We start from the raw sequence: 12,801 nt of genomic DNA, 5'->3' as shown, positions 1-12,801 counted from the left end.
CGGACGGCTCTGGGGCTCCGGACGGCTCAGACGGCCACCAGGGGTGCGCCGTCGCGCCACTTCAGGATCTTGTCGAAGCTGACGATCGCGCCGCCGCGGCCCGGTTTGTTGCCGATGTGGACGTGGTCGGCGAGCTCCCGGATGAGACAGAGTCCGCGGCCGTCCTCGGCGTCCGTGGGGGCGGGGCGGACCGGATGGCGGTGCGGGAAGCCCGGGCCGGAGTCGGCGACCTCGATCCGGCACTTCTCACCGTCGAGGTAGGCGGTCACCCGGTACGCCTCGGTGGTGGTGCCGGCCGGGATCGCGCCGCCGTGCTCGACGGCGTTGGCGCAGGCCTCGCTGAGGGCGATGGAGAGGTCGTAGGAGACGTCCGGATCGACGCCCGCGGTCTCCATCGTGCCGATCAGCAGCCGCCGGGCGAGCGGCACGCTCGCAGCCTCGCGCCGCAAATGGAGTGACCACCAGATGCTCATGCTCCAGCCTCCCGGCCGCGGCTCGACATACCGTTACGTATTGCCGCAGAGAACCGCGCGCAATCGCCCGGAACCCGTCTGTCCGCCCATACGGCGGATGCGTCCCCCGCACATTCGGTGTATGCGGACCGAACCCTTCCGAATCACCCACATCTTTTGTCACTTTGCCGGGAGGGATGGGGGCGGTACGGGGGCTGGTGCGCGGCCGGTGCGGGGGCCGGCGTGAGGCCGGCGTGAGGGCATGGGCGGGGGCCGGCGTGAGGGCGGTACGGGAGCCGGCACGGGGGCCTGGGCCGGTGCCGGGGTCGGCGCGCGTAGGTGGGTGCCGCTCGGGGCGACCCGAACCCCCACCTGAACACCGCCCCCTCCCACCCCGTACCCCCACCCATGAACCCGCCGAACCCAGCGGAGCGCCCCGGTGCGATGATGGGCCCGCCATGACTGCCCCCCACCCCCACCGCCCGGCCGCGTCACGCCGGACCCGCGCCGGAGGCGACCTCCGGGTCGTGCGGGCCGCGGTGTTCGCCGCGGTCTGCGTCGTGCTGGCCGGCGCCGGCCACGCGCTCGCCTCGTGCGCGGCGGTTCCGCTGTGGAGCCTGGGTGTGGGATTCGCCGGTACCTTCTGCGTCGCCGCCGCCCTGGCCGGACGGCAGCGCTCCCTCCCCGGCATCGCGGCACTCCTGGCGGTGGGCCAGACCGCGCTGCACATCCTCTTCGGCCTGAACCAGCACGGGACGACGACCGCGGCACGCTCCACCGAGACCATGGACGCGGCCCTCGTCGAGCGCGCCGCCCGCTTCGTGTGCGGCACGACCGCGGCGGCCCTCAGCCCCGACAAGGCCCGGCGCATCCTCATCGACGCCGGAGTCGGCGGCACACACGTCACGCACGACCCGGCGGACGCCATGACGACCGCGCCGGGATCCACCGCCGCTCTCCTGCCCTCCCTGCCCATGCTGCTCGGCCACGTCCTCGCGGCCGTGGCCGCCGGGTGGGTGCTGCGCCACGGCGACCTAGCCCTGCTCCGCCTGACCCGGCTGGCGGCCCAGGAGCCGCTCGTACGGTCGCTGCGCGGAGCGCTCGCGCTGACGCTGGCCCTGCGGTCCGGGCTCCCGGGTGCGCCGGAGGCCGGTACGCGCGCCCCGCGCACCACGTACGCGGCGCCCACCGCGCTGCGGACGACCGCGCTCCAGCACACGCTGGTCCGCCGCGGCCCACCGGCCGCCGCCCCCGCCTTCGCTCTCGCCGCCTGAGCCGACGCGCACTCACTCCACCGAGGAGAGGGAGCCCGTCGCCCGGCGACGAGACCCGCGCACCGCTCCCGATCCGGGCCCAGTGGCTCCGACCGGGCGAACCCGACCCCGGCGGCTTCGGCCCGAACCACCGGCCCCAGCCTCTGGCCGTGGGCGTGGTCCCGACCCCAGCGGTCGGCGTCGGCCCAGGTCGTCGGCTCGCGGCGCGCGCTGCCCCAGTCCTCTCTTCTTCCTCACTCACTGTGGAGTGTCACCAGTCATGAAGGCTTCTCGTATCGCCGCCGTCGGCGCCCTCGCCGGCTCGGCCGTCCTCCTCCTGTCCGGCCCCGCGTTCGCCCACGTCAGCGTCGCGGCGGAGGGCACGGCGGCCAAGGGCGGATACGCGACCGTCAACTTCAAGGTCCCCAACGAGCGCGACGACGCCACGACCACCAAGCTCGAGGTGAACTTCCCGACCGACCACCCGCTCGCCTCGGCGCAGCCGGAGGCCATCCCGGGCTGGGACATCAAGGTCACCAAGGCGAAGCTCGACAAGCCGATCGAACTGCACGGCGAGCAGATCGACGAGGCCGTCTCCAAGATCACCTGGACCGCGGACGGGGCCGGCATCAAGGCGGGCTTCTTCCAGAAGTTCCCGGTCTCCATCGGTCAGCTCCCCGAGAACACCGACGAACTGGTCTTCAAGGCGATCCAGACGTACTCCAACAAGGAGGTCGTCCGCTGGATCGAGGTGCCGAAGGAAGGCCAGGAGGAGCCCGACAACCCGGCGCCCGTGCTCGCGCTGTCCGCCGCGTCCGACGACCACCACGGCTCGTCCGGCGCCTCGAACGCCTCCGACGACTCGAAGGGCGCCGACGCCGACGACGCCGAGGCCGCGTCGAAGGAGACCAGCGCCGCGCCCGCCGACAGCAGCGACACCACCGCCCGAGTCCTCGGCGTGGTGGGCATCGTCGTCGGCGCCGCGGGCGTGGCGTACGGCGTCCTGGCCGGCCGCCGGCGCACGAACGCCTGAGTTTCCGGCTTCCCGGCCCTCTTCCTCGGCGCGCACGGGTGCACCCGTGCGCGCCGGGCTCGAACCCACTGGACATTTCTCATGCGCACGAACACCCAGAAGAAGACGTTCGCGGCCGGTGCCCTGCTGGTCGCGGCCGTTCTCGGCCTCTCGGCCTGCGGCACGGGCGACAGCTCCACCACCTCGGTCGCCGAGGTCTCCGACACCGGCCCCCAGAGGAACTACACGGTCCTCGACCAGCCGTTCACCAAGCCGGACCTGGTCCTCACCGACACGAACGGCAAGTCGTACGACCTCCGGAAGGAGACCGCGGGCAAGCCGACGCTGATCTACTTCGGCTACACCAACTGCCCCGACGTCTGCCCGCTCACCATGAACAACCTCGCGGTGGCCAAGAAGGAGATCGCGAAGAAGGTGCCGAAGGCGGAGCTGTCGAACCTGCGGCTCGTCTTCGTCACCACCGACCCGGAGCGCGACACCTCGGCCGAACTGGGGAAGTGGCTCAAGGGCATCGACTCCGAGATCGTCGGCCTGACCGGCGACTTCGACGACATCCAGGCCGGCGCCCGCACCCTCGGCATCTCCATCGCCCCGCCGACCAAGGACAAGAACGGCAAGACCGTCTCCGAGCACGGCACCCAGGTCATCGCGTTCTCGCCGAAGACCGACGGCGGCTATGTGCTGTACGACGACAACGCCACCGTGCAGGACTACGAGAAGGGCCTGCCGAAGCTGCTCAAGGGCGAGAACCCGTGAGAGCACCGGCCGGCCCCGTCCTGATCACCGCCGCCGCGCTCGTCGCCCTCACCGGCTGCGGCTCCACCGGTTCCTCCTCCGGCGACTCCTCCGCCGCGAAACTGTCCGTGAAGGCGGCCTACATGCCGCAGCCCGTCACGGACGCCATGGCCGCCGGTTACCTCGTCATCGAGAACGGCGGCGGTACGGCGGACGAGCTGACCTCCGTCACCAGCGACCTCGCCCAGGACGTCACGGTCCACAAGACGACCGGGCAGTCGATGCGGGAGGTCGCGGGCCTGAAGGTCCCCGCCGACGGCGAACTCGTCCTGGAGAGCGGTGGAAACCACCTGATGTTCGAGAACCTGAAGCGCAAGCCGAAGGAAGGCGAGACGGTGTCCCTGCGGTTGAACTTCACCAAGTCCGAGGCCATCACGGTCGAGATGCCCGTGAAGTCGGCGACGTACCAGCCGACCAGCGGTCACTGAGGGAGGTAGCACCGGTGAGCCGGTTGAGGCCGTTGCTGTTGCTGTTGTTCGCCACCGTCGGAGCGCTGCTCGCCGGTGCCGTGCCCGTCTCCGCGCACGCCGCGCTGACCGGCAGCGACCCGCAGCAGGGGTCGGTGGTCCAGGAGGCACCGGACCGGGTGTCGCTCACCTTCTCCGAGAAGGTCGCGATGTCCGACGGCTCGGTGCGCGTGTACGACCCCAAGGGCAAGGAGGCCGACACCGGCGAGGTCACCGATCTGGGCGGCAACAGCTATGCCGTCGGGCTGCACTCGGGCCTGCCCGACGGCACGTTCACCGTCACCTACCAGGTCGTCTCGGCGGACAGCCACCCCGTCTCCGGCGCCTTCACCTTCTCGGTGGGGGCGCCCTCCAAGACGACGGTCGCGGTACCCCAGCAGGGGGCCGGCGGCGGGCTCGTCGGCGGCCTCTACGGCTTCGCCCGCTATCTGTCGTACGCCGGCTTCATCCTGCTGGTGGGCGGCGCGGCCTTCGTACTGGCCTGCTGGCAGCGCGGAGCCGGGGTACGGCCCGTGCAGCGGCTGGTGGTCTCCGGCTGGCTCGTGCTGACCACCGCCACTCTCGCCATGCTGCTGCTGCGCGGCTCCTACACCGGCTCCGGCAAGCTCGGCGACATCTTCGACCTCGACCTCCTCGGCCAGGTCCTCCAGACGAAGACGGGCGCCGCCCTCGTCTCCCGTCTGCTGCTCCTCGCCGCGGCGGCACTGTTCATCGCGGTGCTGTTCGGCGCCTACGCCCGGCGGGACGAGGAGCCCGAGACCGACGAGGAGCCCACCGACACCGACACCGACAGTAAGAACGGCACCGGCACCGGCACCAGGAGCGGCGCGGATTCGGGAGACGACGCGGGCTCCGGAGGTGACGCGGACTCCACGGACGACACGGACTCCGAGGACGACGACGAGTCCTTCCAGCGGGACCGGGACCTCACCTTCGGTCTGGCCATCGGCGGCGGCGTGGTCGCCGCCGGGCTCGCCGCGAGCTGGGCCATGGCCGAGCACGCCTCGACCGGTATCCAGACCGGCATCTCGATGCCCCTGGACGTGGCGCACCTGCTGGCGGTCGCCGCCTGGCTGGGCGGCCTGGCGACGCTGCTCGTGGCGCTGTTCCGGGCACCCGTCGAGGCGCAGATCGAGACCGCCGCCGTACGACGGTTCTCACGGCTCGCGTTCGGCAGCGTGCTCGTCCTGACCGCGACCGGGATCTACCAGTCGTGGCGCCAGGTCGGCAGCTGGTCCGCGCTGACCGGCACGTCGTACGGCCAGCTCCTCCTCTTGAAGATCGGCCTGGTCGCCGTACTGATCGGCATCGCGTGGATCTCGCGCCGATGGACCTCGCAGCTGGCGGAGGCGTCGACCGAGGCGGAGACGGCGGTGGTCGAGCAAGAGGATGCCACTGGGGAAAAGGAGGCCGCCGAGGAGAAGGAGCCGGTCGCCGTGCACGCCTCGGGCGGCTCCGCACAAGCGACCGGCGAGGGTTCCGAGCGAGCCGCTCAGCTCGCCCGGCAGCGGGCGGCGGTGGCGAGCGCCCGCGAGAAGCGGATACGGGACGCGGATCCGGGCCGTACGGGCCTGCGTCGGTCCGTACTGGCGGAGGCGGGCGTCGCCGTCGTCCTGCTCGCCGTCACGACGGTGCTGACGGCCACCGAACCGGGGCGCACGGTGGAGGAGGCCGAGGCGGCCAAGGCGGCCGTGACCCAGCAGGACGAGACGTCGGGGGCGCTGGCCCTGGACATGTCGTTCGACACCGGGGGCAAGAACGGCCAGGGCGTGGCCCGGCTCCAGATCGACCCCGCACGGGTGGGCGCCAACGAGATGCACGTCTATGTCCAGAAGCCCGACGGCAAGCCCTTCGACGTCCCCGAGGTGAAGGTCGCCTTCACCCTGGAGGCCAAGGAGATCGGACCGCTGCCCGTGGTCCCCGACCGCGTCACCACCGGCCACTGGACGGCGAGCGGCGTGCAGATCCCCATGGCGGGCGACTGGAACATCGAGATCACCGTACGGACATCCGAGATCGACCAGGTGACCGTCAGCAAGAACGCGAAGATCGGCTGAAACACACCATGGCAGACCAGAACCTCGTCGAAGACGGCTCCGCCGCGGTGACGCGAGACGAAGAGGCGGCCCCCGGGAGACTCGCGAACGGGCACCTCTCCCGGCGCCGTCTGCTCGGCACGGCCGGCGCGACCGGCCTCGCGCTGGGCGCGGTGGGCGGCGCCGCGGGCTATGCGGCCGGCTCGACCTCCTCGTCCTCCCCCGAGAAGGTCACCCCCCTCACCTCCCTCGGCGCGGGGGAGGTGATGTTTCACGTGAAACATCAGCCGGGGATCACCACGCCGCTCCAGGCCCGTGGCCATCTCGTCGCCTTCGACCTGGCCGCCGGGGCGGGGCGCAAGGAGGCGGCCGCTCTGCTGCGCCGCTGGTCCGACACGGCCCGACGGCTGATGGCGGGCGAGGCCGCGGCTCAGGACGACACCGGCATCGCCCTCGACGCGGGACCCTCGTCGTTGACGGTCACCTTCGGTTTCGGCCGCAGCTTCTTCGCCCGTACCGGTCTGGAGAAGCAGCGCCCGGAATCCCTGGACCCGCTGCCCGACTTCTCCTCGGACCAGATCGACAAGGCGCGCAGCAACGGCGATCTGTGGGTGCAGATCGGGGCGGACGACGCGCTCGTCGCCTTCCACGCCCTACGCGCGATCCAGAAGGACGCGGGCGACGCGGCCCGGGTGCGGTGGCAGATGAACGGCTTCAACCGCTCGCCGGGCGCCACGGCCCACCCCATGACCGCGCGCAATCTGATGGGGCAGGTCGACGGCACCCGCAACCCCAAGCCGGCCGAGCCGGACTTCGACGAGCGGATCTTCGTCCCCGCGTCCGCCTCCCCGAGCACCTCCGGCGACCCCGCGTGGATGGCGAACGGCTCCTACGCCGTCGTACGCCGTATCCGCATGCTCCTCGACGACTGGGAGCAGCTCTCGGTCAAGGAGCAGGAGGACGTCATCGGACGCCGAAAGTCCGACGGCGCGCCGCTGAGCGGGGGCTCCGAGGCGAAGGAGACGACCGCGATGGATCTGGAGAAGACGGACGCCCAGGGCAATCTGCTCGTCCCGATCAACGCGCACGCCCGTATCACCCGCCCCGACCAGAACGGCGGCGCGGCCATGCTCCGCCGCCCGTTCTCCTTCCACGACGGCATCGACGCGAAGGGCGTCCCCGACGCCGGTCTCCTCTTCGTCTGCTGGCAGGCCGACCCCCTGCGCGGCTTCGTCACCGTGCAACGCAAACTCGACCGCGGCGACGCGCTGTCGAAGTTCATCCGCCACGAGTCGAGCGGCCTCTTCGCGGTGCCGGGCGGCGCGGCGGAGGGGGAGTACGTGGGACAGGGGCTGCTGGAGAGCTGAGGGCCGCACCACCCGGCCGAGGGCCCTGCCACCCGGCCGGGGGTCGTACGGCCGGGTGCGAGGGTCGTACGGCCGGACCGGCGCCCATTAGGGTGAGTCCATGCCAGCCAGCTACGTGTACCTCGGCCCCGAGGGCACCTTCACCGAGGTCGCCCTGCGCACGCTGCCGGAGTCCGCGACCCGCGAACTCGTCCCGATGGTGTCCGTGCCCGCCGCACTCGACGCCGTCCGCAACGGCGAGGCCGAGGCCGCGTTCGTCCCGATCGAGAACTCCGTGGAGGGTGGCATCACGACCACGCTCGACGAGCTGGTCGCCGGCGCCCCGCTGATGATCTACCGCGAGGTGCTGCTCTCGATCACCTTCGCGCTCCTGGTCCGGCCGGGCACCCAGCTCTCGGACATCAAGACGGTCACCGCCCACCCGGCCGCACAGCCGCAGGTCCGTAACTGGATGAAGGCCAACCTCCCGCCGGACGTCGTCTGGGAGTCCGCCGCCTCGAACGCGGACGGCGCCCGTCTCGTCCAGGAGGGCCGTTACGACGCCGCCTTCGCGGGCGAGTTCGCGGCCGCGCGGTACGGCCTGGAGGCCCTGGAGACCGAGATCCACGACGCGGAGAACGCCCAGACCCGGTTCGTCCTGGTCGGCCGTCCCGCCCGGCCCGCCGCCCCGACCGGCTCCGACAAGACCTCCGTCGTCATCTGGCAGCGCGACGACCATCCCGGTGGGCTGCGCGACCTGCTCGGCGAGTTCGCCGTACGCGGCGTCAACCTGATGCTCCTGCAGTCCCGCCCGACCGGCGAGGGCATCGGCAACTACTGCTTCGCCATCGACGCCGAGGGCCATATCTCCGACCGGCGGGTCGCTGAGGCGCTGATGGGCCTCAAGCGAATCTGTCTCCAGGTCCGCTTCCTCGGTTCGTACCCGCGTGCGGACGCCGCCACCGCGAAGGTGCGGCCCATGCTGCCGGGCACCTCCGACGCCGAGTTCGTGGCCGCGGCGGACTGGGTGGCGCGCTGCCAGGACGGCCGGTTCTGATCCGGCCCACCGCTGGTGCTACCTGCTTATTTTCTTTGTCCACAGAAGTTATCCACAGGGAACCTTCTCGACCTGGGGACAAGTCGACAACGCAGCCCCACTCGGTCGACAAATCCCCTTCGCGGGCCCCACTGTGTCCACAACTCCGTAGGTCACCCTTCGTCCACGTGTTTCCTCACGTCAATCCTTTAGAGCGACCCATTCCCCCGCGAATCCACTCGAACGTGGGCGTGAAGGCGGTTTGGGTCGGGAATCCTCAGGACGGAACCCGTTTCCCCCGGCGGCCCTCCCCGTCATCCACAGATTTTTCGCACAGCCTGTGGATAACTCTGCGGCACCCTGGATTCCTGTGGATGACCGACCCCCAAGTCCCTTGCCGCACAAGGGAGTCGAGTCAACCAGGCGCCACACCACCGCCCCCGTTCAGGGGGCTGCCCTTGCCGCCATTGACTTTCACCGGCACCCGCCTGGACATGCCGAGGTGATCGACATTCCGGCCAAAGACCCACATGAAGGGCGTACCGCGAATTCAAGTCGTGGGCCGGAACCACGCACCGGTAGCCTTGAGGGGTGATTGACCTTCGCCTGCTCCGTGAGGACCCCGACCGTGTGCGCGCGTCCCAGCGCGCCCGTGGAGAGGACGTCGCGCTCGTCGACTCCCTCCTGTCCGCCGACGAGCGGCGCAGGTCGTCCGGCGTCCGCTTCGACGAACTCCGCGCCGAGCAGAAGTCGCTCGGCAAGCTGATCCCCAAGGCCTCCGCCGACGAGAAGGCCGAGCTGCTCAAGCGCGCGGAACAGCTCAAGGCCGACGTCAGGGCCGCCGACGCCGAACGCGACGCGGCCGACAGCGAGACCCAGGAGCTCCTCCTCCAGCTCGGCAACCTCGTCCACCCCGACGTGCCCGTCGGCGGCGAGGAGGACTTCGTCACGCTGGAGACGCACGGCGACATCCGTGACTTCGCGGCCGAGGGCTTCGAGCCCAAGGACCACCTGGAACTCGGCACGATCCTCGGCGCCATCGACACCGAGCGCGGCGCCAAGGTCTCCGGCTCGCGCTTCTACTTCCTGACGGGCATCGGCGCCCTCCTCGAACTCGCCCTGGTCAACGCGGCGATCGCCCAGGCCACCGCGGCCGGCTTCACCCCGATGCTGACCCCGGCGCTGGTCCGCCCGCAGTCGATGGCCGGCACCGGCTTCCTCGGCCAGGCCGCCCAGGACGTCTACCACCTCGACAAGGACGACCTGTACCTGGTCGGCACCTCCGAGGTCGCGCTCGCGGCGTACCACATGGACGAGATCATCGACGCCGACCGCCTCCCCCTGCGCTACGCCGGCTTCTCCCCCTGCTTCCGCCGCGAGGCCGGTTCGCACGGCAAGGACACCCGCGGCATCTTCCGCGTCCACCAGTTCGACAAGGTCGAGATGTTCTCGTACGTCGCGCCGGAGGACTCCCAGGCGGAGCACCAGCGGCTGCTGGACTGGGAGAAGCAGTGGCTGACCTCGCTCGAACTGCCCTTCCGTGTCATCGACGTCGCCTCCGCCGACCTCGGCTCCTCGGCCTCGCGCAAGTTCGACTGCGAGGCGTGGATCCCGACCCAGGGCAAGTACCGCGAGCTGACCTCGACGTCCGACTGCACGGAGTACCAGTCGCGCCGCCTGCAGATCCGCTTCCGTGACGGCAAGCAGGTCAAGCCGCTGGCCACGCTCAACGGCACGCTCTGCGCCGTCCCCCGCACCATCGTGGCGATCCTGGAGAACCACCAGCAGGCCGACGGTTCGGTCCGCGTCCCCGAGGTCCTGCGCCCCTACCTGGGCGGCCGCGAGGTGCTGGAGCCGGTAGCCAAGTGAGCGACGCGGCAGCCACCGAGGGCTCCACGGACTCCGGCAAGACCACGATGTCCGAGGCGCCCGGGGCGTCCGGGGTCTCCGAATCGTCCGCGACGCCCCCGGGCTTCCCCTACAAGCTGATCGCGACCGACCTCGACGGAACGCTTCTCCGCTCCGACGAGTCGGTCTCCCGGCGCACCCGTGAAGCGCTCGCCGCGGCCACCGCGGCGGGCGCCGCCCACATCGTCGTCACCGGCCGGGCGGTCCCCTGGACCCGTCACATCCTCGACGACCTCGGCTACCGGGGCCTGGCCGTCTGCGGCCAGGGCGCGCAGGTCTACGACGCCGGGGAGCACCGCCTGCTCACGGCCGTCACCCTGGACCGGCAGCTCGCCGCGGTCGCCCTCGCCAAGATCGAGGCGGAGGTCGGCCCCCTGCACCTGGCCGCCAGCCGCGCGGGCCTGGACGGGGAGATCCTGGTCGGCACCGGGTACGCCCTGCACGGCTCGCTCCCCACGACCCCGCTCACGGACGTGGCCGACCTGTGGGCGGCCCCGCTGAACAAGATCTACATACAGCACCCCACCCTGACCTCCGACGAACTCACGGAGGCCTCCCGTCAGGCCGCCGGGGGCTTCGTCACGGTTGCCATGGCCGGTGAGGGCATCGTCGAACTGCTCCCCCTGGGCCTGACCAAGGCCACCGGTCTCTCCCTCGCCGCGCGCCGCCTCGGCGCGAAGCGCACGGACACCATCGCCTTCGGGGACATGCCCAACGACATCCCCATGTTCACCTGGGCCACCCATGGCGTTGCCATGGCCAACGCCCACTCCGACCTCAAGGCCGTCGCCGACGAGGTGACCTCGTCCAACGAGGACGACGGCATCGCCGAGGTCCTGGAACCCCTGCTCCCCTGAGAACGACGCCAAAGGCCCCCGCCACGACAGAGCGGCGAGGGCCTGCGGCAGGGGGGCGGCAGCGCGACGACCCGGCCAGGTCACAGCGACAGCGACAGCGCGACGGCGGAGGATGCACGGATCGAACGTGCGCGGGCAGAACCCGACCACGGCTTAGCAAGCCGGTGCCTTACCACTCGGCCAATCCTCCGGGTGGGCGGCCCACGCGAAGCGATTCGCGCGCTCGAAGCGGCCGCCCCGGGCAACTCCCACTGGGAACGGACTCGACGGAGGGGTAACTACTCCGGAGCCCGCCGTGGGCTGCCCCGCCGGGAACTCGACGTACTGCGCCTGAAGGACAGCATCGCCGGGCTCCTCTCCCAGAACGTGGCGCCGGCTCGATCCGGCGACCTGGACATCAACCACTGTGCCCGGCAGCCGAGTTGTCCGCCACCGAATATCGGCCGCCCGGCCCTCGGCCACGCCGAACGGTCACCGGCGGCGCCACTTGCGGCGTCGCGCCTTGCTGAAGAACCATCCGGCAGGCGGCTCGTCCGAGCGCCAGGGCTGGGGATCCGGGGCCTCCTGCCGCCACCGCGCCGCCAACATCCGGGCCCGTGCCGAGGGTTCCGCCGCCTCGGCGGACGATATGAAGTCCTCGTCCAGCACGAGGTCGTCCCAGACGTCCTCACCCGCGCCCCGCGACTCGCCGCCGTCGGACCGCCCCTCCGACCGGCCGTCCGACCGACCTTCCGCTGTCATCCCCGTTCCTCCCGCCCTCCGGCCGCCCGTCCTGGCCGCGTATGCCCCGGCTGTCCGTCCCGCTCAGTCTGCCCGGACGTGCGTGAAGCCTTCGTCAAGACCGAAGCAGGACCGAAGGAGGAGACCTCCGGGGCGGATCGCCCCGGAGGCCGTGTCACTCCTCGCCGGCGAGCTTCAGCGTCCGCAGCTTCTGCCCGGCGTACCAGGTCGCGCCCGCCGTGACGACCGTCAACAGGATCACCGCGGTCGGCAGCCCCACGTCGGAGGTCACCAGACCGCCGTCGGTGACCTTCTGGGCCACGGCGAGCGCCCACTGCTGGACACTCAGGGTGCGGGCCCCGTCCACCAGAGAGCCGAAGAGGGTCTCCCAGACCAGCGCGTACACGAGGCCGAAGACGACCGCGTGCCGGGTGACCGTCCCGAGGAGCAGGAACATCGCGGCGTACGCGATCGAGGCGACCAGCGCCGCCACCGTGTAGGCGACGGCGATCTGCTGCCCGTTGCCGTTCAGGATGAGTCCCGCGATCAGCGTCGGCACCGCCGAGAACGCCATGGTCACCGCGATCGCCACGATCAGCTTGGTGAAGATGATGGTCGGCCGCTTCACCGGCTTGGCCAGCAGATACACCACCGAGCCGTCGTCGATCTCCGGCCCGATGGCGCCCGTTCCGGCGATGACACCGATGATCGGCACCATCGTGGCGAGCGCGAACCCGCCCAGGAGATCGGCGGCCACCTGGTCGTCGGCGCCGCTCAGGGCGCGCACGGCCACGGAGAGCACGATCAACAGGGCGGGCAGCGCGCTGAGGATGAGGGCCCGACGGCGGCCGAGCAGGGCCCGGTAGGTGAGCCGGGCGACTGTGGGGTCGTACATGTT

12 protein-coding genes and 1 tRNA gene are annotated in these 12,801 nt (G+C 71.2%); 9 read left to right on the top strand and 4 right to left on the bottom strand.

Annotated elements, in window-relative coordinates; translation table 11 throughout:
• Positions 1-26: 26 nt before the first annotated feature.
• A complete protein-coding gene (locus tag HW837_RS04340) occupies positions 27-473 on the bottom strand; it encodes an ATP-binding protein (protein ID WP_045558453.1) in 447 nt (148 codons plus the stop codon).
• A 437-nt stretch (positions 474-910) separates the two neighbouring features.
• Here HW837_RS04340 and HW837_RS04335 point away from each other — a divergent pair, with 437 nt between their 5' ends.
• From HW837_RS04335 to HW837_RS04295, 9 genes are all read left to right on the top strand, one after another.
• On the top strand, positions 911-1,726 hold the full coding sequence (locus HW837_RS04335; protein WP_193379346.1) for a hypothetical protein: 816 nt from the start codon (positions 911-913) through the stop codon (positions 1,724-1,726).
• A 259-nt stretch (positions 1,727-1,985) separates the two neighbouring features.
• The gene (locus HW837_RS04330; protein WP_045558454.1) at positions 1,986-2,738 is read left to right on the top strand and encodes a YcnI family copper-binding membrane protein; all 753 of its coding nucleotides are present in this window, start codon (positions 1,986-1,988) and stop codon (positions 2,736-2,738) included.
• Between the two features lie 81 nt (positions 2,739-2,819).
• A complete protein-coding gene (locus HW837_RS04325) occupies positions 2,820-3,494 on the top strand; it encodes an SCO family protein (RefSeq protein WP_045558455.1) in 675 nt (224 codons plus the stop codon).
• On the top strand, positions 3,491-3,961 hold the full coding sequence (locus HW837_RS04320; protein ID WP_093790332.1) for a copper chaperone PCu(A)C: 471 nt from the start codon (positions 3,491-3,493) through the stop codon (positions 3,959-3,961). The genes HW837_RS04325 and HW837_RS04320 overlap by 4 nt, the downstream gene beginning before the upstream one ends.
• A 14-nt stretch (positions 3,962-3,975) precedes the next feature.
• Positions 3,976-6,057: a copper resistance CopC/CopD family protein gene (locus HW837_RS04315; RefSeq protein WP_193379347.1), complete on the top strand. Its 2,082-nt coding sequence runs from the start codon at positions 3,976-3,978 to the stop codon at positions 6,055-6,057.
• Positions 6,058-6,065: 8 nt separating this feature from the next.
• Positions 6,066-7,403, top strand: a complete 1,338-nt coding sequence (gene efeB, locus HW837_RS04310; RefSeq protein WP_093790330.1) for an iron uptake transporter deferrochelatase/peroxidase subunit — start codon at positions 6,066-6,068, stop codon at positions 7,401-7,403.
• A 100-nt stretch (positions 7,404-7,503) separates the two neighbouring features.
• On the top strand, positions 7,504-8,439 hold the full coding sequence (gene pheA / locus HW837_RS04305; RefSeq protein WP_045558458.1) for a prephenate dehydratase: 936 nt from the start codon (positions 7,504-7,506) through the stop codon (positions 8,437-8,439).
• Positions 8,440-9,009: 570 nt separating this feature from the next.
• On the top strand, positions 9,010-10,287 hold the full coding sequence (gene serS / locus HW837_RS04300; RefSeq protein WP_045558459.1) for a serine--tRNA ligase: 1,278 nt from the start codon (positions 9,010-9,012) through the stop codon (positions 10,285-10,287).
• A gap of 47 nt (positions 10,288-10,334) precedes the next feature.
• Positions 10,335-11,183 carry an HAD family hydrolase gene (locus tag HW837_RS04295; protein WP_193379545.1) on the top strand — a complete coding sequence of 283 codons (849 nt, stop codon included), beginning with the start codon at positions 10,335-10,337 and terminating at the stop codon, positions 11,181-11,183.
• A 106-nt stretch (positions 11,184-11,289) separates the two neighbouring features.
• On the opposite strand, the gene HW837_RS04290 is transcribed toward HW837_RS04295, so the two are convergent.
• The 3 genes from HW837_RS04290 to HW837_RS04280 all read right to left on the bottom strand — a co-directional run bounded on the left by HW837_RS04290 (position 11,290) and on the right by HW837_RS04280 (position 12,798).
• Positions 11,290-11,373, bottom strand: a tRNA-Ser gene (locus tag HW837_RS04290).
• A 281-nt stretch (positions 11,374-11,654) separates the two neighbouring features.
• Positions 11,655-11,924 (bottom strand): SGM_3592 family protein, encoded by a 270-nt coding sequence (locus HW837_RS04285; protein ID WP_193379348.1) that lies wholly within the window; start codon positions 11,922-11,924, stop codon positions 11,655-11,657.
• Positions 11,925-12,078: 154 nt separating this feature from the next.
• The gene (locus tag HW837_RS04280) at positions 12,079-12,798 is read right to left on the bottom strand and encodes an ABC transporter permease (RefSeq protein WP_045558461.1); all 720 of its coding nucleotides are present in this window, start codon (positions 12,796-12,798) and stop codon (positions 12,079-12,081) included.
• Positions 12,799-12,801: the final 3 nt, after the last annotated feature.

Origin of the sequence: Streptomyces caniscabiei, assembly GCF_014930365.1 — a bacterium.
Lineage (GTDB): Bacteria > Actinomycetota > Actinomycetes > Streptomycetales > Streptomycetaceae > Streptomyces > Streptomyces caniscabiei.
Note: the sequence above shows the minus strand (reverse complement) of the source record. Positions and strands in the feature narration are given on the sequence as shown.

What these genes read in the sequence shown, in the direction of transcription:
- HW837_RS04340 (WP_045558453.1), bottom strand. Translation starts at nt 473, where the DNA reads ATGAGCATCTGGTGGTCACTCCATTTGCGGCGCGAGGCTGCGAGCGTG.
- HW837_RS04335 (WP_193379346.1), top strand. Translation starts at nt 911, where the DNA reads ATGACTGCCCCCCACCCCCACCGCCCGGCCGCGTCACGCCGGACCCGC.
- HW837_RS04330 (WP_045558454.1), top strand. Translation starts at nt 1,986, where the DNA reads ATGAAGGCTTCTCGTATCGCCGCCGTCGGCGCCCTCGCCGGCTCGGCC.
- HW837_RS04325 (WP_045558455.1), top strand. Translation starts at nt 2,820, where the DNA reads ATGCGCACGAACACCCAGAAGAAGACGTTCGCGGCCGGTGCCCTGCTG.
- efeB (WP_093790330.1), top strand. Translation starts at nt 6,066, where the DNA reads ATGGCAGACCAGAACCTCGTCGAAGACGGCTCCGCCGCGGTGACGCGA.
- pheA (WP_045558458.1), top strand. Translation starts at nt 7,504, where the DNA reads ATGCCAGCCAGCTACGTGTACCTCGGCCCCGAGGGCACCTTCACCGAG.
- HW837_RS04295 (WP_193379545.1), top strand. Translation starts at nt 10,335, where the DNA reads ATGTCCGAGGCGCCCGGGGCGTCCGGGGTCTCCGAATCGTCCGCGACG.
- HW837_RS04285 (WP_193379348.1), bottom strand. Translation starts at nt 11,924, where the DNA reads ATGACAGCGGAAGGTCGGTCGGACGGCCGGTCGGAGGGGCGGTCCGAC.
- HW837_RS04280 (WP_045558461.1), bottom strand. Translation starts at nt 12,798, where the DNA reads ATGTACGACCCCACAGTCGCCCGGCTCACCTACCGGGCCCTGCTCGGC.